This is a genomic window from Pseudomonas sp. LBUM1661 (assembly GCF_059695925.1).
Map to the genome: position 1 here is coordinate 5,119,170 of NZ_CP166794.1, position 24,529 is coordinate 5,143,698.

Annotated in this window: 20 protein-coding genes; 9 read left to right on the forward strand and 11 right to left on the reverse strand. The window is 60.4% G+C overall.

Annotated elements, in window-relative coordinates; genetic code table 11:
- Positions 1-378: 378 nt before the first annotated feature.
- Positions 379-1,455, reverse strand: a complete 1,077-nt coding sequence (gene mtnA / locus ACA057_RS23385) for an S-methyl-5-thioribose-1-phosphate isomerase (protein ID WP_497342727.1) — start codon at positions 1,453-1,455, stop codon at positions 379-381.
- 108 nt (positions 1,456-1,563) lie between these two features.
- Between mtnA and ACA057_RS23390 the strand changes: the two genes are divergently transcribed.
- From ACA057_RS23390 to ACA057_RS23410, 5 genes are all read left to right on the forward strand, one after another.
- Positions 1,564-2,898: a TRZ/ATZ family hydrolase gene (locus tag ACA057_RS23390; RefSeq protein WP_497342729.1), complete on the forward strand. Its 1,335-nt coding sequence runs from the start codon at positions 1,564-1,566 to the stop codon at positions 2,896-2,898.
- Positions 2,899-2,956: 58 nt separating this feature from the next.
- Positions 2,957-3,655 (forward strand): bifunctional 2-polyprenyl-6-hydroxyphenol methylase/3-demethylubiquinol 3-O-methyltransferase UbiG, encoded by a 699-nt coding sequence (gene ubiG, locus ACA057_RS23395; RefSeq protein ID WP_056856461.1) that lies wholly within the window; start codon positions 2,957-2,959, stop codon positions 3,653-3,655.
- A gap of 4 nt (positions 3,656-3,659) precedes the next feature.
- Entirely contained in the window at positions 3,660-4,331 is a 672-nt protein-coding gene (gene mupP, locus ACA057_RS23400) for an N-acetylmuramic acid 6-phosphate phosphatase MupP (RefSeq protein ID WP_497342732.1), read from the forward strand.
- 104 nt (positions 4,332-4,435) lie between these two features.
- Positions 4,436-5,176, forward strand: coding sequence for a YciK family oxidoreductase (locus tag ACA057_RS23405; RefSeq protein WP_123406840.1), 741 nt, complete (start codon positions 4,436-4,438; stop codon positions 5,174-5,176).
- A 372-nt stretch (positions 5,177-5,548) separates the two neighbouring features.
- The gene (locus ACA057_RS23410) at positions 5,549-6,475 is read left to right on the forward strand and encodes a GGDEF domain-containing protein (protein WP_497342734.1); all 927 of its coding nucleotides are present in this window, start codon (positions 5,549-5,551) and stop codon (positions 6,473-6,475) included.
- Between the two features lie 136 nt (positions 6,476-6,611).
- Here ACA057_RS23410 and ACA057_RS23415 read toward each other — a convergent pair whose 3' ends face one another.
- The 7 genes from ACA057_RS23415 to ACA057_RS23445 form a co-directional block, all read right to left on the reverse strand.
- Positions 6,612-7,373, reverse strand: a complete 762-nt coding sequence (locus ACA057_RS23415) for an iron-containing redox enzyme family protein (protein ID WP_497342736.1) — start codon at positions 7,371-7,373, stop codon at positions 6,612-6,614.
- Positions 7,374-7,451: 78 nt separating this feature from the next.
- Entirely contained in the window at positions 7,452-9,911 is a 2,460-nt protein-coding gene (locus ACA057_RS23420) for an EAL domain-containing protein (RefSeq protein WP_497342738.1), read from the reverse strand.
- 125 nt (positions 9,912-10,036) lie between these two features.
- Complete coding sequence (locus ACA057_RS23425; protein ID WP_497342740.1) at positions 10,037-11,854, reverse strand: ABC transporter ATP-binding protein; 1,818 nt, start codon at positions 11,852-11,854, stop codon at positions 10,037-10,039.
- Positions 11,847-12,449, reverse strand: coding sequence for a DsbA family protein (locus ACA057_RS23430; protein ID WP_497350003.1), 603 nt, complete (start codon positions 12,447-12,449; stop codon positions 11,847-11,849). Before ACA057_RS23430 ends, ACA057_RS23425 begins: the two co-directional genes overlap by 8 nt.
- Before the next feature lie 39 nt (positions 12,450-12,488).
- The gene (trhO, locus tag ACA057_RS23435) at positions 12,489-13,430 is read right to left on the reverse strand and encodes an oxygen-dependent tRNA uridine(34) hydroxylase TrhO (protein ID WP_497342742.1); all 942 of its coding nucleotides are present in this window, start codon (positions 13,428-13,430) and stop codon (positions 12,489-12,491) included.
- 182 nt (positions 13,431-13,612) lie between these two features.
- Positions 13,613-13,912, reverse strand: a complete 300-nt coding sequence (locus tag ACA057_RS23440; protein ID WP_052964137.1) for a BolA family protein — start codon at positions 13,910-13,912, stop codon at positions 13,613-13,615.
- A 12-nt stretch (positions 13,913-13,924) separates the two neighbouring features.
- Entirely contained in the window at positions 13,925-14,446 is a 522-nt protein-coding gene (locus tag ACA057_RS23445) for a DUF2059 domain-containing protein (protein ID WP_064676461.1), read from the reverse strand.
- A 193-nt stretch (positions 14,447-14,639) separates the two neighbouring features.
- Here ACA057_RS23445 and ACA057_RS23450 point away from each other — a divergent pair, with 193 nt between their 5' ends.
- Entirely contained in the window at positions 14,640-16,034 is a 1,395-nt protein-coding gene (locus tag ACA057_RS23450; RefSeq protein WP_497342744.1) for a class II fumarate hydratase, read from the forward strand.
- Positions 16,035-16,156: 122 nt separating this feature from the next.
- Here the strand turns inward: ACA057_RS23450 and ACA057_RS23455 are convergent, their stop codons facing one another.
- Positions 16,157-17,119 (reverse strand): DMT family transporter, encoded by a 963-nt coding sequence (locus tag ACA057_RS23455; protein ID WP_497342746.1) that lies wholly within the window; start codon positions 17,117-17,119, stop codon positions 16,157-16,159.
- Positions 17,120-17,329: 210 nt separating this feature from the next.
- Here ACA057_RS23455 and ACA057_RS23460 point away from each other — a divergent pair, with 210 nt between their 5' ends.
- Positions 17,330-17,524: a DUF6316 family protein gene (locus tag ACA057_RS23460; RefSeq protein WP_497342748.1), complete on the forward strand. Its 195-nt coding sequence runs from the start codon at positions 17,330-17,332 to the stop codon at positions 17,522-17,524.
- A gap of 127 nt (positions 17,525-17,651) precedes the next feature.
- On the opposite strand, the gene ACA057_RS23465 is transcribed toward ACA057_RS23460, so the two are convergent.
- Together ACA057_RS23465 and pap are read right to left on the reverse strand one after the other, a co-directional pair.
- Complete coding sequence (locus tag ACA057_RS23465; protein ID WP_497342750.1) at positions 17,652-18,836, reverse strand: thiolase family protein; 1,185 nt, start codon at positions 18,834-18,836, stop codon at positions 17,652-17,654.
- A gap of 99 nt (positions 18,837-18,935) precedes the next feature.
- A complete protein-coding gene (pap, locus tag ACA057_RS23470) occupies positions 18,936-20,459 on the reverse strand; it encodes a polyphosphate:AMP phosphotransferase (protein WP_497342752.1) in 1,524 nt (507 codons plus the stop codon).
- Between the two features lie 188 nt (positions 20,460-20,647).
- Here pap and mnmC point away from each other — a divergent pair, with 188 nt between their 5' ends.
- Together mnmC and ACA057_RS23480 are read left to right on the forward strand one after the other, a co-directional pair.
- Positions 20,648-22,630: a bifunctional tRNA (5-methylaminomethyl-2-thiouridine)(34)-methyltransferase MnmC2/FAD-dependent 5-carboxymethylaminomethyl-2-thiouridine(34) oxidoreductase MnmC1 gene (gene mnmC / locus ACA057_RS23475; protein ID WP_497342754.1), complete on the forward strand. Its 1,983-nt coding sequence runs from the start codon at positions 20,648-20,650 to the stop codon at positions 22,628-22,630.
- A gap of 123 nt (positions 22,631-22,753) precedes the next feature.
- Positions 22,754-24,526, forward strand: a complete 1,773-nt coding sequence (locus ACA057_RS23480; RefSeq protein WP_497342756.1) for an N-acetylglutaminylglutamine amidotransferase — start codon at positions 22,754-22,756, stop codon at positions 24,524-24,526.
- Positions 24,527-24,529: the final 3 nt, after the last annotated feature.

Genomic DNA, 24,529 nt, shown 5'->3' on the forward strand with positions numbered 1-24,529 from the left:
GGACGAACGAAGCTCGCCGACGCAGGCTGAGTGCCATGCACCGACTTACGACAAATCAACGAGTTATGCCATGGATCTGCGCAGTAAAGACAACCCCGCGGGACTGCCTCGGAAAACGCCGGATGTTATCACAAGAGCCGCCACGCACCTATCCCCCTGATGCGCATGGAGCATAGTTAGTTGACCGGTGACAGGCTGAAAGCGGACGAGAGAGGCTTAGAGCCGCTCCGAATGCAGAATTGGCCGCTGAATTACGGATGTTTATTGACTTTGAGGGCCTCATCGCCAGCAGGCTGGCTCCCACAGGATCGGTGTCGGTCACAAAACCTGTGGGAGCCAGCCTGCTGGCGATGGCGATTCACAAGGCGCCGGACGCTCTCAATGCAACCGCTTACGGCACATCAATAGCGCCATTTTCGCCGTATCCGGACGCTCGACGATGCCTTTTTCAGTGACAATCGCATCGATCAAGTCCGCCGGGGTCACGTCGAACACCGGATTGAACGCGTCAACGTCGGCACCGAGCCGCTTGCCGCCGACTTCCAGCAATTCGCGACCATCACGCTCTTCGAGGGGAATGTCGTCGCCACTGGCCAGGTTCATGTCGATGGTCGAGCTCGGCGCCACCACCATGAAGCGCACACCGTGGTGCATGGCGTTCACCGCCAGCTGATAAGTACCGATCTTGTTGGCCACGTCACCATTGGCGGTGATCCGGTCGGCACCCACGATCACCCAGGTCACGCCTTTGGTTTTCATGATGTGCGCCGCGGCGGAGTCGGCATTGACGGTCACGGGAATGCCCTCGTTGGCCAGCTCCCACGCAGTCAGTCGCGAGCCTTGCAGCCATGGACGGGTTTCATCGGCATACACGCGCTCGACCATGCCCTCGATGAACGCCCCGCGAATCACCCCCAGCGCCGTGCCGAAGCCGCCGGTGGCCAGTGCGCCGGTGTTGCAGTGAGTCAGGATCGCCTGGGCATTGCCCTGGTGCTTGCGGATCAGGTCAACGCCCAGTTGCGCCATGGTCAGATTGGCTTCGCGATCACTTTCATGAATGGCGATGGCTTCGGCTTCCAGCACCGCCAGCGGATCGGCATGATGCTTCAGGCGCTCCAGCCGGTCGCGCATGCGACCCAGGGCCCAGAACAGGTTGACCGCAGTCGGACGGGAGTCGGCCAGCAGCGCGAAATCCTCTTCCAGCGCCGCTTGCCATTCACCGCCCTGAGCAAACCGGGCGCGAGCAGCCAGCACCACGCCATAGGCGGCAGTGATGCCAATGGCCGGCGCGCCGCGCACGACCATCGAACGAATGGCTTCAGCCACGCCAGCGGCACTGGTGTAGGCGATCCAGGTTTCTTCGAACGGCAAAATACGCTGATCCAGCAGGTACAGGGCGCCATCACGCCAATCGATGGCCTTCACTTTCTCCGCAGCCAACAGTCGATCGCGCATCCCTCACCCCGCACTCATGAACAAAAGCCGCCGATTATAGCGATCCCCCCGCGAAGACGCTCGGGTATACTTCGCCATCCTTTACAAAAGCACTGGAACCGACCTTCGATGCCGAACACTGCTGCTGCGCTCGACCTGCTGTTGCTGCCGACCTGGCTGGTACCCGTCGAACCTGCTGGCGTTGTCCTCAAGGAGCACGCCCTCGGCATCCGTGACGGGCGCATCGTTTTTATCGGCCCGCGTGCGGCTGCACTGAAGCTTAACGCAACTGAAGTTCGCGAACTGCCGGACATGCTGCTCAGCCCCGGCCTGATCAATGCCCACGGGCATGCGGCGATGACGCTGTTCCGCGGCCTGGCCGATGATCTGCCGCTGATGACCTGGCTGGAAAACCACATCTGGCCGGCCGAAGCCAAGTGGGTCGACGAAGCCTTTGTACGCGATGGCACCGACCTTGCCATCGCCGAGCAGATCAAAGGTGGCATCACCTGCTTCTCTGACATGTATTTCTTCCCGAAGGTTGCCAGCGAGTGCGTCCATAACAGCGGCATCCGCGGGCAAATCGCCATTCCGATCCTCGATTTCCCGATACCGGGCGCCAGCACGGCGGACGACGCCATTCGTCAGGGCGTCGAATTGTTCGGCGATCTCAAGCACCACGAGCGCATCAAAATCACCTTCGGCCCTCACGCACCCTACACCGTGAGCGACGAAAACCTCGAGAAAATCCGGGTAATCGCCGAAGAACTGGACGCCTCGATTCACATGCACGTGCATGAAACCGCTTTCGAAGTGCAGCAATCGGTCGAACAGCGTGGCGAGCGCCCCTTGGCCCGCCTCGGGCGCCTGGGCTTGCTGGGGCCGCGCTTTCAGGCCGTGCACATGACGCAGATCAGCGATGAAGACCTGGCGCTGCTGGTAGAAAGTAACACCAATGTGATTCATTGCCCGGAGTCGAACCTGAAGCTGGCCAGCGGTTTCTGCCCCGTGGAGCGTTTGTGGCAAGCGGGCGTCAATGTGGCCGTCGGTACCGACGGCGCCGCCAGCAACAATGACCTCGACCTGCTCGGCGAAACCCGCACCGCCGCCCTGCTGGCCAAAGCCGTCGCCGGCTCGGCCACCGCACTGAACGCCCACAGCGCCCTGCGCATGGCCACGCTCAACGGCGCCCGGGCACTGGGCATCGAAGCTGAAGTCGGCTCGCTGGAAGTCGGCAAAGCGGCCGACATCGTCGCGTTCGACCTCTCGGGGCTGGCGCAGCAACCGATCTACGACCCGGTTTCGCAGCTTATATACGCCACAGGCCGGGATTGCGTGAAGCACCTTTGGGTCGCCGGCAAGCAACTGCTCGACGACCGTCGCCTGACCCGCCTGGATGAAGAACAGCTCTGCGCCACCGCCAAGGCCTGGGGCCAGCGCATCAGCGGTCATACCGAATTGTAAGCACCCCGGACCTAACGCCGGGGCAACAGGATTTTTCAAGTTTTAGAGGACTTAAACCATGAGCAACGTCGACTACGCCGAAATCGCCAAATTCGAAGCCCTGGCCCATCGCTGGTGGGACCGCGAAAGCGAGTTCAAACCGCTGCACGACATCAACCCGCTGCGGGTCAACTGGATTGACGAACGGGTCAGTCTGGCCGGCAAGAAAGTCCTCGACGTCGGCTGCGGCGGCGGCATCCTCAGCGAAGCCATGGCCCAGCGTGGCGCGACCGTCATGGGCATCGACATGGGCGAAGCGCCGCTGGCGGTTGCGCAATTGCATCAGCTGGAATCGGGCGTGAGCGTCGAATACCGGCAGATCACCGCCGAAGCCCTGGCCGAGGAAATGCCCGAGCAGTTCGACGTGGTCACTTGCCTGGAAATGCTGGAACACGTGCCGGATCCGTCCTCGGTGATCCGCGCCTGCTTCCGCATGGTCAAGCCCGGCGGCCAGGTGTTCTTCTCGACCATCAACCGCAATCCGAAGGCGTACCTGTTCGCCATCGTCGGCGCCGAATACATCATGAAGCTGCTGCCGCGCGGCACCCACGACTTCAAGAAATTCATCCGTCCTTCCGAGCTGGGGGCCTGGAGCCGCATGGCCGGCCTGACCGTCAAGGACATCATCGGCCTGACCTACAACCCGCTGACCAAGCATTACAAACTGGCGTCCGATGTCGACGTCAACTACATGATCCAGACCCTGCGCGAGGAGTAAGCCGATGCGTATCAGAGCAGTCCTTTTCGACATGGACGGCACCCTGCTCGACACCGCGCCGGACTTCATTGCGATTTGTCAGGCCATGCGCGCCGATCGTGGCTTGCCGCCGATCAACGACAAGCACATTCGCGACGAGATTTCCGGCGGCGCCAAGGCGATGGTCGCCGTGACCTTCTCCATGGACCCGGAATCGCCGGGCTTCGAGGAGCTGCGCCTGGAGTTCCTGGAGCGCTACCTGGTGGGTTGTGCGGTTCACAGCAAACTCTTCGACGGCATGAGCGAACTGTTGGCCGACATCGAGAAAGCCAACCTGATCTGGGGCGTGGTTACCAACAAGCCGCTGCGCTTCGCCGAGCCGATCATGCAGCAACTTGGGCTGGCCGAGCGCTCGGCACTATTGATCTGCCCGGATCATGTGAAGAACAGCAAACCGGACCCGGAGCCATTGATTCTGGCGTGCAAGATGCTCAATCTCGATCCGGCCAGCGTGTTGTTCGTAGGTGATGACTTGCGCGATATCGAGTCGGGGCGCGATGCCGGCACCAAGACCGCCGCCGTGACCTTTGGCTACATTCACCCGGACGACAACCCTCGGCACTGGGGCGCGGATGTGGTGGTCGATCATCCGCTGGAGTTGCGCAAGGTGCTCGACAGCGCTCTTTGCAGCTGCTGAGTGCCGATTGCGGATTCCGGGAATGTGGCGTGAATGCTGACGCCTTCGCGGGCAAGCCCGCGATGGCCGCGCCGCGATGTGTCTTCTGTTTTGTGAGGTTTTTTATGTTTGATTATTCCGCCCGCCCTGAATTGCTCAAGGACCGGGTCATCCTGGTCACCGGCGCTGGTCGAGGCATCGGCGCTGCCGCGGCGAAAACCTACGCGGCGCACGGTGCCACGGTGTTGTTGCTGGGCAAGACCGAAGCCAACCTGACTCAGGTCTACGACGAAATCGAAGCCGCCGGCCATCCGCAACCGGCGGTGATCCCGTTCAACCTGGAAACCGCCCTGCCCCATCAATACGATGAGCTGGCGGCGATGATCGAAAGCGAATTCGGCCACCTCGACGGCTTGCTGCACAACGCATCGATCATTGGCCCACGCACGCCGATCGAACAGCTGTCCGGCGAGAACTTCATGCGCGTCATGCACGTCAACGTCAACGCCATGTTCATGCTCACCAGCACCTTGCTGCCGCTGCTCAAGCTGTCTCAGGACGCCTCGGTGGTGTTCACTTCCAGCAGCGTCGGTCGCAAGGGTCGTGCGTATTGGGGCGCATACGGTGTCTCCAAGTTCGCCACCGAAGGCTTGATGCAAACCCTCGCCGACGAAGTCGACACCGTTGCCCCCGTGCGCTCCAACAGCATCAACCCCGGTGCCACCCGCACCAGCATGCGCGCCCAGGCGTACCCGGGTGAAAACCCGCTGAACAACCCGACGCCCGAGGAGATCATGCCGGTCTACCTCTACCTGATGGGGCCGGACAGCACTGGCATCAACGGCCAGGCGTTCAACGCTCAGTAACGCCGCGCGTCGCTTTTGTGCCGTGACGAATTCCCGTCGCGGCATTCAAAAAACGTTGTAACTACAGCGGTTCAAGTCAAACAAATGACATCGAATTCGCTGCCATTTCGTCCCAACATATCCACAAGGTTGATTTGGAACGGTTTTTTTATCCAATTGAACCGATGGCACGACTTTCGCTCTACATCTGCTCAGACACGCCGTGTGAAAGCAGAGGGTGCAGCGCTCGAGTCGATGGTTACTAATCTTCCGAAAAGCAGATTAGACTTGTACGAAATGTCCTACGGGACTGACGGACCAGTATGACGCGCAGCCCAAAGCCGCTCTCACCCAGCTTGTAAGACAGCCTTACTGCTTAGGGGCGCATGCCATATGAAATCACCTTCCCAGTACAACGCAATTGACTTTGATAGTGCCAAATTGCAACGCCTGGGCTTTGGTCATCAGCCCGCCCTTCTGGAGAGGCCCATCAGTCTCGCGCAGTTGCGTCAGCAGCTGAGCCTGCAACTGCAAACCAGCCTTGAGCCGCAACGCATTCTCGGCCTCTTCTTCCGTGAAATTCAGAAACTTGTCCCGCTCGATGCCTTGAGCTACGAACACACGTCCAGTGATTTGCGCCTGGAACTCGGCCTGCGCGGCCGTCATTCGATCAGCTACAGCCTCAGCCACGAAGGCGAGCATCTGGGTGAATTGGTGTTCCGCCGCAATCTGCGCTTCAGCGAACAGGAACAGGGCAACCTTGAGTCGCTGCTGTCAGCGTTGCTGTATCCGATGCGCAATGCCCTGCTTTACCGCGCCGCCACGCAAAGCGCCTTGCGCGACCCGCTGACGAACACGGGCAACCGCATCGCCATGGATCAGACCCTGCAACGGGAAATCGACATGTCGCGTCGGCACCTGCAACCCTTGTCGTTGCTGATGCTGGACATCGACCATTTCAAACACATCAACGACAATCATGGCCACAGCGCCGGCGATGATGTGCTCAAGGCGGTTGCCGCCTCGATCAAAAACCAGTTGCGCAACGTCGACATGGTGTTCCGGTTTGGTGGCGAAGAGTTTCTGATCCTGCTGTCCAACACCAGCCGCGAAGCCGCGGCCATGGTCGGTGAACGCCTGCGTTTCGCGACGCAGACCGCGGAATATTCGGCCGACGGCCAATCGATCGGCCTGACGGTCAGCCTGGGCTGCTCGACCCTGTTGCCGGGCGAGTCTGCCGAGAGCCTGTTGCGCCGGGCGGATAGCGCGTTGTATGTGGCCAAGCGCGAAGGGCGCAACCGGTTGGCGATGGCGGGCTGACCCCCACCAACACTACAAAACAAATGTGGGAGCGGGCTTGCTCGCGAAGGCGTTCTACCCTTCAACGATGATGTTGATTGATAGTCCGCTTTCGCGAGCAAGCCCGCTCCCACAGTTTTATTGCGTGATCTTCAGATCAGCTTTCCGCCAGTTCCTTGCGCTCACGGGCTACCGGCGCTCGTTCGCCGTGTTCCAGTTGCATGCAGCGCTCCAAGAACAGGAACATGTAGTCGTAGCTCTTGCAGACTGCTTGGCGCAATTCCGTTTGCAGCGCCTTACTCGGGTTCATGCCTGCCAGCGTGCAGATGATTTCCAGCGCTTCCCACGGATGGGCATCGTCATACTGGGCATGCATCTTCAACCACTTCATGGCCCGCTTGCGGTCTTCTTCCGGGAAAGCGGCCGCATAAACGCCAGTGGAACACACCAGTGCCGACCACTCGCCGGTCGCGCCTTCAATGGCGTAGTTGGTCGCGGCAATCGCCACGATCAGCGAATCCGCCGAACTGGTGTGCCAGCACCAGTGGCTCAAGGCGTGCAGTTCAGGGGCAACGTGTTGCGCTTGCAGATCGTCCAGGCTGACGCCGTGTGCACGGCTCCAGTTCACCCAGTAGTCGGCGTGGTTCAATTCGACACGAATGTTGCGCATCAGCCAGCGGCGCGCCATGTCCTCGCCGGGATGGCGGGCAAAGCGGGTCTTGGTCAGGTTTTGTGCCATATACAACGCGAACTGTTCGACAACCGGCCAGCCACCAATCAGGTACTGACGCATGGTTTTTGCGCTGAGTTTGTTATCACGCATACGCTGATACAGTTCGTGTTCGACAACCCGGCGCTTGCTCTCGCTGCAATCCTGGATCAGGCGCTGAGCCCAGGCGGGATAACTTGCAGCTTCCATGAGTGGTCCGGTTCGGTTGAATGTGTCGATCACTGTCGAGCTCCTTTTGATTGTGATTGTAAGGATCAGCAAGAGATTTCAACGGAACGTGCCAGGCGCCTTGAATAACAAGGGCTGAGGCCTGGCAGGACGACTTTGTAAACTGTCGCAGGTAAACAGATGCGGGCGTTCGATGACATACCCTTGAGCGTAATCGACCCCGATCTCCAGCAATGCCTGCTCGATCTGGGGTGTTTCTACAAACTCGGCAATCGTACGTTTACCCATGACATGGCCGATGTGATTGATCACTTCGACCATGGCGCGGTTAATCGGGTCGTCCAGCATATCCTTTACGAAACTCCCGTCGATCTTCAGGAAGTCTACAGGCAAATGTTTCAGGTAGGCGAACGAGGACATTCCGGCACAAAAATCATCCAGCGAAAAATGGCAGCCTAAGCCTTTGAGTTCATTGATAAACCTGATTGCACTTCCGAGATTTGAAATGGCGCTGGTTTCGGTAATTTCAAAACAAATCATTTCTGGCGGTATCGCGTATGTAACGAACTTTTCCCGCAAAAAGTCCAGAAACGCCTCATCGCCGATGGTTGTGCCTGACAGATTAATCGCACACATGGCCAGCGGTCCCTTGCGCTTTTCGGCGATGCATTGGGCGATGATCTTGAACACATTTTCGACAACCCAGCGATCAAGCGACGTCATCAAGCCATAACGTTCTGCCGCCGGGATAAAGCTGTCAGGCAGAATCATGCGCCCGGCTTCGTCATGCAGGCGCAACAGGATTTCGATATGCCCGCCGCCCTTCTCGACATGACCCAGGGGCGCGATTTCCTGGGAATACAGACAAAAGCGATCTTCCTCCAGCGCGATGTGCAAGCGCTGCACCCACGCCATCTCGCCGAAACGCAGTGACAGTTCCGAGTCGTCGGCGTGATAGACCTGGACCCGGTTGCGGCCCTTTTCCTTGGCCATGTAGCACGCCATGTCGGCCGCGCGCAGCGAGGCTTCGAGGGTGGTCGGGTTCTGAGTGACATACACCAGCCCGATACTCACGGTGGTCACGAACGGTCGGCCTTTCCACACGAAGTGCAGGTTTTGCACGGTCTGGCGCAGGCTCTCGGCGATTTTCTCCGCCGACTCCGGTGCACAGTTCTCCAGCAAAATGCCGAACTCATCGCCGCCCAAGCGGGCCAGGGTATCGCCCTCGCGCAAGCCCGATTGCAGCAACGCGCAAATGTGCCGCAGCAACTCGTCACCCGCCGCGTGGCCGCAGGTGTCGTTGACCAGCTTGAACTGATCCAGATCGAGGAACATCAGGGCATGACGCCCCGAATGCCGCGTCAGGTTATGCAGTGCCTGTTCCAGGCGATATTCGAACTCGCGGCGGTTAGCCAGACCGGTCAAGGCATCATGGGTTGCCTGCCACGACAGATTGGCAATGTATTGGCGCTCCTGGGTCATGTCATGCAGCACCAGCACGGTGCCACTGACCTTGCCGGCATTGCGGATCGGCGCCCCCACCAGGGTGACCGACACCGTGCTGCCATCCAGGCGCTGGATCAATTTGGAATGTTCGCTGCCACCGCTGAGCTGACCACTCAAGATGTGCTCGATCAACGTAAAGCCATCGGCCTGGGCGTTCTCGTCCAGCAGATTGAACAACGCCGCCAACGGCAGCCCCGTCGCCTGTTCAGCCTTCCAATGAGTCAACGCCTCGGCCGCCGGGTTCATGTAGGCGATCGCGCCGGCGACATCCGTGGTAATCACCGCATCGCCAATCGACTGCAAGGTGATCTGCGCCCGGTCTTTCTCCAACTGCAGGGCTTCGGCGAACGCATGGCGCTGCTTGAGCAGTTTGTGCGTGCGCATCAAGGCCAACGCAATCAAGCCCAGCGCGGTGGCGAGGTTGGTCACCAGCAGCAGGCGCAGGATGACCCGCGAGCCTTCGCCCAAGGCATCGCTGAAGGCCTTCGCCGCCGGGCTCACGCCGTCGTTGATGGCAAATATCTGCTCCCTCCAGCGCTTGACGTCGGCCTCGGAGGCGTGACTGGCAGCGATATGCCGATGCATCTCCTGCGCAACGTTGTCGAGTTGCACCAGATACGCGTCGCCGATTGTCCAGCGGTCGATGGCTTTTTCGAGGTAACTGAAGTGCCGGAAATTGAGGTAGAGCCAGATCAGGCTGGAGACGTCATCCGGGTGGTTGCCGCCCTTGAGGATGGCCAGTCGTGCCGCCTCGATGTCCGGTTGATGCTGATCCAGGGCGACGCGCAATTCATGGCCGCCCTGAGGCACGGAAATGGCGTTCTGGTATTTGAGAAAAATCGATTCGTCGCGGCTGTCGGCGTACAAATTGAGGTAATAGATGGCATCTTTCTGGCCCTTGGACCACAGGCTTTCACCGGCAACGTAGCCGCGAACCGCCGACAGAACGTACAGGCTGACGCCGCCCAGCAGGGCTTGAAATAACACAACGGCGATGAATGGCCAGACGATGCCCAACAACCGTGGCGTTCCGAGAGTCCGCGTTTGATTCATGAGGTCCCTTGTTTTAGCACTGCTCGATCGTCGTCCGGACAAGATCGCTACCGCTAGACTAGGTGGCGATTTCGCTCCCGGCAAGCGGCAAACCTTGCCCGGCCGGCGTGATGCGGCCCGGATGGCTACAACTGCTGCAAATGCCCATACAGCTTGGCGTATAAACCACCCTCGGCAATCAGTTGCTGGTGGTCGCCATCCTCGGCAATCTGCCCGCCGTCGAACACCAGGACACGGTCAGCCTGTTTCACCGCGGACAGGCGATGGGCAATGATCAGCGTGGTGCGGTTGCTCAGGAAACGCGCCAGCGCCTGGTGCAGGTTGTATTCGGTGGCCGCGTCCAGTGCCGACGTGGCTTCGTCGAGAATCACCACTTTCGGTTCGGCCAGGACCATTCGCGCAATCGCCAGGCGTTGACGCTGCCCGCCGGACAAGCGCACGCCGGAACGTCCGACGATACTGTCCAGGCCATTGGGCAACTCGCGGACCGTGGTGTGCAGCTGGGCAATTTCCAGTGCCTGCCAGCAGGCCTCGTCGCTGCGTTCGCGGCCCATGGTCAGGTTGGCCCGCACGGTGTCGTTGAACAGCGCCGGATGTTGCAAAACCACGGCGACATTTTCCCGCACGGTTTCCAGGCCGATCTCTTGCTGGGTCGAACCGCCGAAGCGGATGGTCCCGGCCAACGGCGTGTACAAGCCCAGCAGCAATTGCACCAGCGTGCTTTTGCCGCCACCGCTGGCGCCGACGATGGCCACTTTTTCGCCGGGGGCGATGGACAGGTCCATCTGGTTCAACACCAGCTCGTCGCCGTAACCGAAACTCAAGCCCTGGACTTCGATACCCACGGTCTCGCGACCGTTGAACGGGTCGACACCACCCGGATACTCCGGCTCATCGGCACGGGCGAGCAACTCGTTGATCCGCGATAGCGCACCACCGGCAGCGTAGAAGGCGTACTGCAGATTCAGCAGCTGCTCCACCGGACCGATCATGAACCACAGGTAGCTGAACACCGCGAGCATCTGGCCGATGGACAGGTCGGAAAACAGCACGGTGAGCATGGCCGCCGCGCGAAAAATATCGATGCCGAACTGGAACAGCAAACCGCTGGCACGGTTCGATGCATCGGTTTTCCACTGGGAGTTCACCGCGTAATCGCGTACTTCCCGGGCACGCTGGCCGAGGCGCCCGAGGAAAAAACCCTGGCGGTTGCCGGCGCGTACTTCCTGAATGGCATCGAGGGTTTCAGTCAGCGCCTGGGTGAAGCGCGAGGTGCTGTCGTTCTCGAGTTTCTTCAGGTGTTTGACCCGTTTGCCCAACAACACCGTGGCGTAGATCACCAGCGGGTTGAACAGCAGGATCAACAGCGCCAGTTGCCAATGCATCCACACCAGAATGCCGGCGGTGCCGACCAGCGTCAGCATCGCCACCAGGAAGCGGCTGAGGGTTTCGCCGACGAATTTGTCCAGGGTGTCGAGGTCGGTCACCAGGTGCGTGGTCACCGTGCCGCTGCCCAGGCTTTCGTATTCACCCAGCGAGATGCGCTTGAGCCGTTCGATCAGGCGTACGCGAATGCGGTACACGATGTCCTTGGCCAGCGCCGCGAACAACCGCGCCTGCACCACGTTGAACAGCAAGGCCGCGCAACGCAGGGTCAAGGTCACCAGCAGCATCAGGCCGATGTAGCCCGCCGCTTTCTGCCAACCATCAGGCAGCGCGTGGTTCATGATCTTCAGCGCGGTATCACCGTGCCCCAACAGGACTTCATCCACCAGCAACGGCAGCAGCAAGGGGATCGGCACGCTGCACAGGGTCGCCAGCACGGCCACGCCGTTGGCGATCCACAGGGCTTTCTTGTGATGAAGGGCCAGTCGACGGATTTCCGCCCAGCTCAGACGATCGACACGTGGAGCGGTTGCGGCGTTGTCGGGCAGATCATGCACAGGCAGCGCGCTCCAGCCAACGGCCGAGCAGCGGTGACAGTACGTTCAGAGGTTGATAACCATTGGTCAACAGCGCCAATTGACCAGCACGCTCTGCGAGCAAAGTAGGGAAACCGGCAATGCCCAGGTCCTGGACCCAGGTGAAATCGGCAGCCGTTGCGGCGTGCATGTCGGCACGGTCGAACGCTGCGGCGAACTCGATGCGCGGCAGACCGGCCTGCTCCGCCAGTTCCACCAGCACACTCGCGTGGGTGACATCGCGGCCTTCGGCGTAAAACGCGTGCTGAATCAGCCCGAGCAGTTTCCACGCGCAATCCGGCGCCAGGCTGCGCGCCGTCACCAGTGCCCGACAGGCAGGCTCGGTGTCGTAGACAAAACCATCAGGCAACGCGCCTTCACGCTTGAACGGCTGGCCGGTGGCCTCGGTGACCGCCTGCCAGTGTTCAAGGATATAGCGTCGGGTGGTCGGTTCCAGCGCCGAACCACTGCCGGTGCGCAAACCGCCCACCACCAGGTGCACATCCACCCCCGCTGCCTGCGCCTGCTTGACCAGCGCATTGGCCACTGGCGCAAAGCCCCAGCACCAGGAACACATCGGGTCCATCACATAGAGCAGGCGGCGCGCAGACATGGTTCAAGCCTCGGAAGGTGTTTGCTTGTAGTTGTAGCCGATCGGGTGAGGCAGGTTGCGAGCCTTGGCCAATTCGATCTGCTTTTGCCGGTCGATGGCGCTGCGACGGGTTTTCTCGCTCAGCTTATCCCAGCAATGGGGGCAACTGATGCCAGCCACATAGTGCTCGGATGCGCGGTCTTCAACGCTGACCGGTGTACGACAGGCATGACATTGATCGTAGTCGCCTTCGCTCAGGTCATGGCGAACGGTCACACGGTTATCGAACACAAAGCAGTCGCCCTGCCATTTGGTCTCTGCCTGCGGCACCTCTTCGAGGTACTTCAGAATGCCGCCCTTGAGGTGATAGACCTCATCGAAGCCCTGGCTGAGCATGTAGCTCGACGCCTTTTCGCAGCGAATGCCGCCGGTGCAGAACATCGCGACTTTCTTGTGCACGGCCGGGTCGAAGTTGGCTTTGATGTAATCGGGGAATTCGCGAAAACTGGTGGTCTTCGGGTCGATGGCGCCTTCGAAGGTGCCGATCGAGACTTCATAGTCGTTGCGGGTGTCGATCAACAGCACCTCTGGATCGCTGATCAACGCATTCCAGTTCTCTGGATCGACGTAGGTGCCGACCTTCTTGTTCGGGTCCACGCCTTCAACGCCGAGGGTGACGATTTCTTTCTTCAGTTTGACCTTGGTGCGATAGAACGGCTGCTCGTCGCAGTACGACTCTTTGTGGTCGATGTCGTCCATGCGTGGGTCGTTCTTGAGCCAGGCCATCAGCCCGTCGATGCCTTCGCGGGTGCCGGACACGGTGCCGTTGATGCCTTCTTCAGCGATCAGCAGCGTGCCTTTGATGCCGTTGTCGACCATGGCTTGCAGCAGAGGCTCGCGCAGGGCGACGTAATCTTCCAGGGTGACGAACTTATACAGTGCCGCCACGACAATCTGTTGTGTCATGGGTGTTTCTCCAGGTGGCTACCCTCGTAAAGGGTGAACCGGATGCGAAAAAAAACGCGCCGGGTAAGCGGCGCGTTGTGCAGTCTAACAAAAATAACCTTCCCTGTAGGAGCACGGCTTGCCGGCGAAGGCGATTTCAAGGACGCCTTCGCCGGCAAGCCGTGCTCCTACCGGTGGTGATTTCAGTGTTTGCTGCCGCCAGCACAGGTCGGCGAGGCCGGAGCCGCGTCGATCTGTGCCCATTCTTCCGGCGTGTAGGTATGCAGCGCCAACGCATGGAATTCGCCCATCAGCTCGCCGAGCGTGCCATAGACTTTCTGGTGACGCTTGACGCGGTTGAGCCCTTCGAACTGCTGGCTGACCACCACGGCCTTGAAATGGGTCTGCAACCCACGGCTGTGCATGTGGCTTTCATCCAGCACTTGCAGATGCTCGGGCTGCAACAGGCCAAGAGTCGATTCGATGCGTTGTTGCATGGTCATACCGAACTCCGCTTAAGGCTTTTTCTTGGCAGGAGCGGCGCCTTTAGGCTCCAGCTCAGCGGTCATGTCAGCCAGCAGTTTGTTGACCACAGGCACGGCGCTTTCCAGCTTGGCTTGGGTCATCTGGGCCGATTGCTGGGTCAGCTGCGGCATTTTTTCCAGGACTTTCTTGCCCAGTGGCGACTTGTAGAACGCGACCAGGTCCTTGAGCTCGGACTCACTGAAGTTGGTGGTGTAGAGCTTGACCATGTCCGGCTTCAGCTTGTTCCAGCCGATGGCTTGGTCCAGAGCGGCGTTGGCTTTGGCCTGGTAGGTTTCCAGGAGGGCTTTTTTCGACTCGGGGGCTTTGGTCTGTTCAAAGCGCTGAGCGAACATTTGCTGCACTTGCATGTACACCGGAGTGCCCAGTTTGTCAGCGTGCGCCAGAGTCAGGAAAGCTTCGGCACTGGCGTTGTGGCTGGCGGTATCGGCAAAAACAGGGCCGCTGGCGCAAACCAGTGCAACCGCGGTACAGATGGCACGAAGACGAGTCATCGAGTTTCCTTTTCTAGCAGGCGAGGTCATTACCCCAAGGGCGACCATTCTGCACCTAAAAAAGTGTGTCACTCAACCCCAAGCCTTGTCGGGCTTGATTTAGAGGGGTTGAATGGTCAAAAACCAGACTGATGGAACCACGGCCGACGATCACGGCCTAAACTGCGCTATCAGACCTACAGGAGTGTGCATGATGAGCCGTATCGAAACCGACAGCCTTGGCCAGGTGGAAGTCCCGGATGAGGCCTACTGGGGCGCTCAGACGCAACGCTCGCTGATCAACTTCGCCATCGGCAACGAAAAAATGCCGCTGGCCGTGCTGCACGCCCTGGCGCTGATCAAGAAAGCCGCCGCGCGGGTCAACGACCGCAATGGCGACCTGCCCGCCGACATCGCCCGGCTGATCGAACAAGCCGCCGACGAAGTGCTCGACGGCAGCCACGACGACCAGTTCCCGCTGGTGGTCTGGCAGACCGGCAGCGGCACCCAGAGCAACATGAACGTCAACGAAGTGATCGCCGGCCGAGCCAACGAACTGGCCGGCAATCCGCGTGGCGGCAAGACGCCTGTGCACCCCAACGACCACGTCAATCGCTCCCAGAGCTCCAACGACTGCTTCCCCACCGCCATGCACATCGCTGCGGCGCAGGCCGTGCAACAGCATTTGCTGCCGGCGATCAACGAACTGTCGGGTGGATTGGCGGAGTTGTCTGCACGGCACATGAAACTGGTCAAGACCGGCCGCACACACATGATGGATGCGACGCCGATAACGTTTGGCCAGGAAATTTCGGCGTTCATCGCGCAACTGGATTACGCCGAACGGGCGATCCGCAGCGCGCTGCCGGCGGTGTGTGAACTGGCCCAGGGCGGCACCGCCGTCGGCACCGGGCTGAACTCACCCCACGGTTTTGGCGAAGCGATTGCGGCCGAACTGGCGGCGCTCTCCGGTTTGCCGTTCGTCACCGCACCGAACAAATTCGCCGCGCTCGCCGGCCATGAGCCGCTGACCACGCTGTCCGGTGCGCTGAAAACCCTTGCCGTAACACTGATGAAAATAGCCAACGACCTGCGCCTGCTGGGCTCCGGGCCACGCGCCGGTTTAGCTGAAGTGAAGCTGCCGGCCAACGAACCGGGCAGTTCGATCATGCCCGGCAAGGTCAACCCGACCCAGTGCGAAGCCTTGTCGATGCTCGCTTGCCAGGTCATGGGCAACGACGTGGCGATCGGTTTCGCCGCGAGTCAGGGGCACTTGCAGCTGAACGTGTTCAAGCCGGTGATCATCCACAACCTGCTGCAATCGATCCGCCTGCTGGGCGATGGCTGCAGCAACTTCCAGCAGCATTGCATCGCCGGCCTGGAGCCGGACGCGGCGAAAATGGCTGAACATCTGGAACGTGGGTTGATGCTGGTAACGGCACTCAATCCACACATCGGTTATGACAAATCGGCGGAGATTGCCAAGAAGGCGTACAGCGAAGGGCTGACCTTGCGTGAGGCGGCGTTGCAGCTGGGGTACCTGACCGATGAAGAGTTTGATGCCTGGGTCAGGCCGGAGAATATGCTTGAAGCGGGTGCCAAGGGCTGAGTTCCATAGCGCCGGACAGTCAGTCTTCGCGGGCAAGCCCGCTCCCACTTTCGACCGCATTCTTCTGACAGAACACGGTTAAATGTGGGAGCGGGCTTGCTCGCGAAGAACGATAACGCGGTCTAACGACCAATCGCCATTCTGATCCGCCGGGCCCGAAGCCCGGCAATCAACGAAGGCCCCAACGCCACCAGCGCCGACCCCACGACCACCAGCACCGCCCCGCCATACCCCAGACCATTGATCGTTTCGGCATGTACATAGTCCGGCCACAACCACGCCGCGATGGCCACCGCGGCAAACGTCACCAGCGGCGTGATCGCCAGCGTCGCACTCACCCGCGAAGCTTCCCAGTGAGCCAACGCTTCGGCAAACGCGCCATAGGCGATCAACGTGTTCATGCAGCAAGCCAGCAGCAGCCAGCCTTGCAGCGGGCTCAGTTGCAATGCTTCCAGCGGATGCACCCATGGGGTCAGCAACAGCGCGCAGAACAGGTAGATCACCATCATCACCTGCAACGAATTCCACACCGTCAGCAATTGCTTCTGCCCCAGCGCATAGAACGTCCAGACCGTTGAAGCCAGCAGCACCATCAGCACGCCAGCGGTGTAATCGGTCAGCGAGGTGAGCAATTCACTCAAGCGCTGATTGAAAAACAGCGCGAAGCCGATCAGCAACACCAGCAGGCCAATCCCCTGCCCCACGCTGAACCGCTCCTTGAACACAAACAGGCTGGCGATCAGCAGCATGATCGGGCCCATCTGTACCACCAGTTGCGCAGTGCCGGGGCTGAGCAGGTTCAGGCCCATCAAATACAGCACGTAATTGCCCACCAGCCCGAGCACCGCCATCAACACCAGCCAGCCACCGCGCGGGCCAAGGACTTTGCGGCTCGGCAGGCGCTTGGTCGCCGCCAGGTAAATGAACAGGCAACTGCCGGACACGATCAGGCGAAACCAGGTCACTGTCACCGGGTCCATCACCAGCAGCACTTGCTTGAGTTTGATCGGCAGGATTCCCCACAACAACGCGGTCAACAAGGCCAGGAACAGACCGTAAACCCAGCGACCCGATGAAATGTGCATGCAAACCCCAAAGCCCAGAAGCGAAAACCGTCATTCTAGGCTCAGAGCCCTTCAGCACACAGGGACAGTTGGCCGTTCGCCGTGAATGAAACTGTGCAGGTCGCAACGTTTAATTGGCGACATGCCGTCGATCGGTTGGCCAGGCGTTGTAAGCGGTTCATGCATAAGCTCATTGGATCCACCCACCGGAACAGCCTTCAGGAGATTGCCATGTACGGCATGCGCGCCCAGGACAACGCCCCCGCCACACACTTTCGCAGTGACCGGATGTGTCGTGTGAATGGGGAGTTGTACTTCAGCACTCGGGAAAACACCCTGGAAGGGCCGTTTGAAAGTCCGGAGAAGGCTGCGCGGGAGATTGAAGCCTACATCGAGCGGATGCTGCTGTTGCGGATGAGCCTGTAGACCGCATCGCTGCCTTCGCGAGCAAGCCCGCTCCCACATTCAACCGCATTCCTCTATTAGATCTCGGTCGAATGTGGGAGCGGGCTTGCTCGCGAAGGCGGTGGATCAGCCAACCAATCTTTCGGATCTATCGCACCGCCTCAAACAACCCGGTCGCACCCATCCCGCCCCCGACACACATGGTCACCACGCCATAACGCAAGTTACGTCGCTGCAACTCCCGCACGATATGCCCGACCTGACGCGAACCGGTCATCCCGAACGGGTGGCCAATGGAGATCGAGCCACCATTGACGTTGTACTGGTCGTTATCGATCTCCAGCCGGTTGCGGCTGTACAGGCACTGCGAGGCGAACGCTTCGTTGAGCTCCCACAGGTCGATATCGGCAATGCGCAGGCCTTTGGCCTTAAGCAACTTCGGCACCGAAAACACCGGGCCGATGCCCATTTCATCCGGTTGGCACCCGGCCACCGCAAAACCGCGGAAGAACGCTTTCGGCTTCAACCCCAGTTCCAGGGCTTTTTCCAGGCTCATCACCAGAGTCATGGAAGCACCGTCAGACAATTGCGAAGAGTTGCCAGCCGTGACCGACCCGTCTTCGGCAAACACTGGTTTCAAACCCGCCAGGCTTTCCAGCGTGGTGTCCGGGCGGTTGCAGTCGTCGCGATCGACGATGCCGTCGAGGATCTGCACCTGACCGGTGGCCTTGTCTTCGACCCGATACTTCACCGCCATCGGCACGATTTCATCGTCGAACAGGCCGGCCGCCTGAGCCTGGGCGGTGCGTTGCTGGCTTTGCAGGGCGTACACATCCTGTTCTTCACGGCTGACGTTGTAACGCCGCGCGACGATTTCGGCCGTCTGGCCCATCGGGAAGTAGATGCCTGGCACCTGCTCTTTCAGCAGCGGGTTGATCAGGTTGTCGGTGTTGACGCTTTTCATGGTCAGGCTGATGGACTCGACGCCACCGGCGACGATGATGTCGCTGCAACCCGAGGCAATCTGGTTGGCGGCGATGGCGATCGCCTGCAAGCCCGAGGAGCAAAAACGGTTGAGGGTCATGCCAGCGGTGCCGATGCCAAGGCCCGAGAGCACCGCGACGTTGCGACCGATGTTGAAACCCTGGGCGCCTTCGTTGGAGCCGGCGCCGACGATGCAATCCTCGACGCTGGCCGGGTCGATGCCCGTGCGCGCCAACAACGCGTTGACGCAGTGCGCCGCCATGTCGTCCGGACGGGTCTGGTTGAATTTGCCGCGAAAGGATTTGGCCAGGCCGGTCCGCACGCTGTCGACGATCACCACTTCACGCATGGCATACCTCATTGTTGTCGGTTGAGAGTGGACCGAGCATAAGTCCACCTCATAACCGACCGCGACAATCATTCACCCCGCGTATGCGTAACCATCGGATCACTTCGTGTGCCGCTTTGCCTTCCTGTCGTGTTTGTCGGACTTTTCGAAGGCTTCTTCCAGCGCATGGTTGATGGTGCGCAGGACCTTGACCCGCGCCCAGCGCTTGTCATTGGCTTCCACCAGGGTCCAGGGCGCTATCTCGGTGCTGGTGCGATCGACCATGTCGCCGACCGCCGCGCGGTACTCATCCCATTTATCGCGGTTGCGCCAGTCGTCTTCGGTGATTTTGAAACGCTTGAAGGGAATCTCTTCCCGGGCCTGGAAACGTTCCAGTTGCGTCTGCTTGTCGATGGCCAGCCAGAACTTGACGACAATCATGCCCGACTCGACGAGCTGTTCTTCAAAATCGTTGATTTCACTGTAGGCCCGCAGCCAGTCTGCCGGCGGGCAGAAGTTTTCGACGCGCTCCACCAGCACCCGGCCATACCACGAACGATCAAACACGGTGAACTTGCCCTTGGCCGGGATGTGTCGCCAGAACCGCCACAGATAGGGTTGCGCCCGTTCTTCTTCGGTCGGCGCGGCGATTGGCACGATGCTGTATTGACGCGGATCGAGGGCTGCCGCGGCCCGCCGAATCGCCCCGCCCTTGCCGGCCGCATCATTGCCTTCGAACACCGCCACCAAAGCGTGCCGACGCATGCGTTTGTCGCGCATCAGGCCGGAGAATCGCGCCTGCTCGGTAATCAACTGTTCTTCGTAATCGTCCTTTTCCAGGCTCTGGGTCAAATCCAGGCTGTCGAGCAGGTTCAACTGATCGACATGAATGGGCAGCGGCGCGGCATTGACCTTGTCCGGATGAACCTCGGGACGCTTGAGGGCATTTTGCAGGCCTTCGAGGAGGATTTTGCCCACCGCCAGGCTGCGGTAATGAGCGTCAACGCCTTCAATCACATGCCAGGGCGCATAGTCGCGACTGGTGCGGCGCAACACGCGTTCACCGTACTTCACGAACTTGTCGTAGGTCTGCGATTGTTGCCAGTCCAGCGGGCTGATGCGCCAGCTGTGCAACGGGTCATCCGCCAGCGCCTTGAGGCGCGCTTTCATTTGCTTCTTGGAGAGGTGGAACCAGAACTTGAAGATCAGCGCGCCTTCGTCGCAGAGCATTTGTTCCAGACGCTCGGCCTGGTTGATCGCCTGATCGAGCACCGCGTCCTTGAACAAGCCATGGACCCGGCCCTGCAACATCTGGCTGTACCAGTTGCCGAAGAAAATCCCCATGCGGCCCTTGGCCGGGAGCATCCGCCAGTAGCGCCACGCCGGTGGCCGCGCCAGCTCTTCATCGGTTTGCTGATCGAACGTGCGGACCTCGATTAGGCGCGGGTCCATCCACTCGTTGAGCAACTTGACCGTCTCGCCCTTACCGGCGCCTTCGATGCCGTTGATCAGGACGATCACCGGAAAACGGCCTTGCTGTTGCAGTTCGAACTGAGCGTCCAGCAAGGCTTCACGCAGGATCGGCACTTCGGCGTCGTAAGTTTCTTTGTCGATGGCGTGACCGATTTCGGCAGATTCGAACATGGGACGGCTCCTTCCAGAATTGAGCAAGACTAGCGGATTGACCCTTTGTCCGTGGGAGAAATCCCTCCTTTGTCGCACGATCGCTTTTTGTAGCAGCTGCCGAAGGCTGCGTTCGGCAGCTGCTATGTATGGACTCGCCGCCGTTGGCGATCGGCTAGAATGGCCGCCTTGTCGTTGCCGAGCCTGCCATGAAACCTGTATTGCCCCACGCCCAGCTTGACTGGGATGACCAAGGTCTACCGCGCTCGCGGGTGTTCGACGATGTGTATTTTTCGGACAAGTCGGGCCTGGAAGAAACCCGCTACGTGTTCCTTGAGCAAAACAATTTGCAGGCGCGCTTCGCCGCATTGCCGGTCGGTGGTCGACTGGTGATTGGCGAGACCGGTTTCGGCACCGGGTTGAATTTTTTGTGTGCCTGGCAGCTGTTCGAACAGCACGCGGTGGCCGGTGCGCGGTTGCATTTTGTCAGCGTCGAAAAGTACCCGCTGAGCCAGCCCGACCTGCAGCGGGCGCTGGCCTTGTGGCCGGAACTCAAACCGTTTGCCGATCAACTGTTGGCGCAATACGTGGCGATTCATCAGGGCTTCCAGCGCCTGGTGCTGGACAACGGTCGTGTCACCTTGACCCTGTTGATTGGCGATGCGCTGGAGCAGTTGCCACAGCTGGATGCGCAGATCGACGCCTGGTTTCTCGACGGTTTCGCCCCGGCGAAAAACCCCGACATGTGGACCGCCGAACTGTTTGCCGAGCTGGCACGTCTGGCCGCGCCCAACTCGACCATCAGCACCTTCACCAGCACCGGTTGGGTGCGCCGTCTGCTGAATGCGGCGGGCTTCAAGATGAAGCGCACGCCGGGCATCGGCCACAAATGGGAAATCCTGCGCGGCGTGTTCCTCGGCTGGCCCGAAGAAGCGGCAGCGCCCACCGCGACGAAACCGTGGTTTGCCCGTCCGCAGCCGCTAACGGGTGAACGTCATGCGCTGGTGATCGGTGCTGGCCTGGCCGGTTGCGCCAGCGCGGCGAGCCTGGCCGCGCGGGGTTGGCAAGTGAGTCTGCTGGAGCGTCACGATGCCTTGGCGCAGGAAGCTTCGGGCAATCCTCAGGGCGTTCTGTACCTCAAGCTTTCGGCGCATGGCACGGCGCTGTCGCAATTGATCGTCAGTGGCTTCGGCTACACCCGACGTGTGCTCGAACACCTGCAACGCGGCGTCGATTGGGATGATTGTGGCGTGCTGCAACTGGCGTTCAATGCCAAGGAAGCCGAACGTCAGGCGCAATTGGCGGCCGCGTTCTCTCCAGAGCTGGTGCACAGTCTCGATCAGCCTCAGGCTCAGGCGCAGGCCGGCATTGCCCTGGAACACGGCGGCCTGTTTTACCCGGAAGGTGGCTGGGTTCATCCACCAGCGTTGTGCCACTGGCAGGCGTCCTCGACGAATATTCAGTGGCTGCCGCACCGTGAAGTGCTTGAGCTACGCAAGGTCGATGACCAGTGGCAAGCGTGGGACGGTGACGTGCTGCTGGCCAGTGCGCCGGTAGTGATTCTGGCCGGTGCGGCCGAGATCAAGCGTTTTGCGCAAAGCGCCGAGCTGCCGCTCAAACGCATTCGTGGGCAAATTACCCGACTGGCGCAAACCCCGCAAAGCCAGGCGCTGGCGACGGTGGTGTGTGCCGAAGGTTATGTCGCGCCGGCGCGTCTGGGCGAACACACCCTCGGCGCCAGCTTCGATTTCAAGAGCGATGACCTGACCCCGACCGTCGCCGAACACCTCGGCAACCTGGCGTTACTTGAGGAAATATCCACGGACCTGGAAGCACGCCTGCACGCTCATGACCTGGACCCGCAACACCTTGAAGGACGCGCCGCTTTTCGTTGCACCAGCCCGGATTACTTGCCGATCGTCGGCCCGCTGGCTGAGCAAGCGGCCTTCGCCGACGCCTATGCCGTGCTGGGCAAAGACGCTCGACAAGTCCCCGACATTCCTTGCCCTTGGCTTGACGGTTTTTACGTGAACAGCGGGCATGGTTCTCGCGGCCTGATCACCGCCCCGCTGTCGGGAGAGCTGCTGGCGGCCTGGCTGGATAATGAACCGCTGCCGCTGCCCAAGTCGGTTGCCGAGGCCTGTCATCCCAATCGATTTGCGGTGCGGCAACTGGTCCGCGGAAAAGTCTGACCCCGCGCCTTATAACTTATCGGTCTAAAACTCCGGGGATTGAGCCGGGTCAGTTTCTGAGTACCCGCCGTTTTTGGTCGGTACTGATTGACCCTCCCCAACGGAAAAACCGGTAAGGACTATATGTGCGGATTAGCTGGCGAGTTACGCTTTGATCATCAACCTGCGGACCTCGCGGCCGTTGAACGAATCACCCATCACCTGGCGCCTCGCGGCCCTGATGCCTGGGGTTTTCACAGCCAGGGGCCGATTGCCCTGGGCCATCGTCGCCTGAAAATCATGGACCTGTCGGACGGCTCGGCGCAGCCGATGATCGACAACCAATTGGGCTTGTCCCTGGCCTTCAACGGCGCGATCTACAACTTCCCGGAATTGCGTACCGAGCTGGAAAGCCTCGGTTACGCCTTCTATTCCGGCGGCGACACCGAAGTGCTGCTCAAGGGCTATCACGCCTGGGGCGAAGCGCTGTTGCCGAAACTCAACGGCATGTTCGCCTTTGCTATTTGGGAACGCGACGCCAAACGCCTGTTCATCGCCCGCGACCGTCTCGGCGTCAAGCCGCTGTACCTGTCGCGCACCGGCCAGCGCCTGCGCTTTGCCTCGTCGCTGCCGGCGTTGCTCAAGGGCGGCGACATCAACCCGATCCTCGATCCGGTGGCGCTCAATCACTATTTGAATTTCCACGCCGTGGTCCCCGCACCGCGCACCTTGCTGGCGGGTATCGAAAAACTGCCGCCAGCGACCTGGATGCGCATCGAAGCGGACGGCAGCACCGAGCAGAAAACCTGGTGGACCCTGCCCTACGGCCCACATGCCGATGAGATGAATCTGACACTCGAAGACTGGCGCGACCGCGTCCTCGACAGCACCCGTGACGCTGTGGCGATTCGCCAACGTGCTGCGGTCGACGTCGGCGTGCTGCTGTCCGGTGGTGTCGATTCGAGCATGCTGGTCGGGCTGTTGCGCGAAGTCGGTGTGGAAAACCTCTCGACCTTTTCCATCGGTTTCCAGGATGCCGGCGGCGAGCGTGGCGACGAGTTCCAGTATTCAGACCTGATCGCCAAGCACTACGGCACCCAGCACCACCAACTGCGCATCGACGAAAAAGAGATCATCGAGCAACTGCCGGCCGCGTTCCGCGCCATGAGCGAGCCGATGGTCAGTCACGACTGCATCGCTTTCTATCTGCTGTCGCGAGAAGTGGCCAAGCATTGCAAAGTGGTGCAAAGCGGCCAAGGTGCGGATGAGCTGTTTGCCGGTTATCACTGGTACCCGCAAGTGGATGGCGCCAGCGATCCGTATGCGGCGTATCGAGATGCCTTCTTCGACCGCAGCTACGAGGACTATGCCGCCACGGTGCAGCCGAAATGGCTGACCGCGAATGACGCGGCCGGCGACTTCGTGAAGGAACATTTCGCACAACCCGGCGCCGATGCCGCCGTCGACAAGGCCCTGCGCCTGGACAGCACGGTGATGCTGGTCGATGACCCGGTCAAACGCGTCGACAACATGACCATGGCCTGGGGCCTGGAAGCGCGTACACCGTTTCTCGACTATCGCCTGGTGGAATTGTCGGCGCGGGTGCCGGGCAAATTCAAACTGCCGGACGGCGGTAAACAGGTCTTGAAAGAAGCGGCGCGGCTGGTGATTCCGAGTGAAGTGATCGACCGCAAAAAAGGCTACTTCCCGGTCCCGGGTCTCAAGCATTTGCAGGGCGATACGCTGAGCTGGGTACGTGAACTGCTGCTTGATCCGAGTCAGGATCGCGGCCTGTTCAACCCGGCCATGCTCGATCGCCTGCTGACCGATCCGCAAGGTCAACTGACCCCGTTGCGCGGCTCCAAGCTGTGGCAACTGGCGGCGCTGAACCTGTGGCTCAGTGAACAAGGAATCTGATCC

Coding starts and splice junctions, on each gene's coding strand:
- mtnA (WP_497342727.1), bottom strand. CDS start 1,455: ATGCGCGATCGACTGTTGGCTGCGGAGAAAGTGAAGGCCATCGATTGG.
- ACA057_RS23390 (WP_497342729.1), top strand. CDS start 1,564: ATGCCGAACACTGCTGCTGCGCTCGACCTGCTGTTGCTGCCGACCTGG.
- ubiG (WP_056856461.1), top strand. CDS start 2,957: ATGAGCAACGTCGACTACGCCGAAATCGCCAAATTCGAAGCCCTGGCC.
- mupP (WP_497342732.1), top strand. CDS start 3,660: ATGCGTATCAGAGCAGTCCTTTTCGACATGGACGGCACCCTGCTCGAC.
- ACA057_RS23405 (WP_123406840.1), top strand. CDS start 4,436: ATGTTTGATTATTCCGCCCGCCCTGAATTGCTCAAGGACCGGGTCATC.
- ACA057_RS23410 (WP_497342734.1), top strand. CDS start 5,549: ATGAAATCACCTTCCCAGTACAACGCAATTGACTTTGATAGTGCCAAA.
- ACA057_RS23415 (WP_497342736.1), bottom strand. CDS start 7,373: ATGGAAGCTGCAAGTTATCCCGCCTGGGCTCAGCGCCTGATCCAGGAT.
- ACA057_RS23420 (WP_497342738.1), bottom strand. CDS start 9,911: ATGAATCAAACGCGGACTCTCGGAACGCCACGGTTGTTGGGCATCGTC.
- ACA057_RS23430 (WP_497350003.1), bottom strand. CDS start 12,449: ATGTGTTCCTGGTGCTGGGGCTTTGCGCCAGTGGCCAATGCGCTGGTC.
- trhO (WP_497342742.1), bottom strand. CDS start 13,430: ATGACACAACAGATTGTCGTGGCGGCACTGTATAAGTTCGTCACCCTG.
- ACA057_RS23440 (WP_052964137.1), bottom strand. CDS start 13,912: ATGACCATGCAACAACGCATCGAATCGACTCTTGGCCTGTTGCAGCCC.
- ACA057_RS23445 (WP_064676461.1), bottom strand. CDS start 14,446: ATGACTCGTCTTCGTGCCATCTGTACCGCGGTTGCACTGGTTTGCGCC.
- ACA057_RS23450 (WP_497342744.1), top strand. CDS start 14,640: ATGAGCCGTATCGAAACCGACAGCCTTGGCCAGGTGGAAGTCCCGGAT.
- ACA057_RS23455 (WP_497342746.1), bottom strand. CDS start 17,119: ATGCACATTTCATCGGGTCGCTGGGTTTACGGTCTGTTCCTGGCCTTG.
- ACA057_RS23460 (WP_497342748.1), top strand. CDS start 17,330: ATGTACGGCATGCGCGCCCAGGACAACGCCCCCGCCACACACTTTCGC.
- ACA057_RS23465 (WP_497342750.1), bottom strand. CDS start 18,836: ATGCGTGAAGTGGTGATCGTCGACAGCGTGCGGACCGGCCTGGCCAAA.
- pap (WP_497342752.1), bottom strand. CDS start 20,459: ATGTTCGAATCTGCCGAAATCGGTCACGCCATCGACAAAGAAACTTAC.
- mnmC (WP_497342754.1), top strand. CDS start 20,648: ATGAAACCTGTATTGCCCCACGCCCAGCTTGACTGGGATGACCAAGGT.
- ACA057_RS23480 (WP_497342756.1), top strand. CDS start 22,754: ATGTGCGGATTAGCTGGCGAGTTACGCTTTGATCATCAACCTGCGGAC.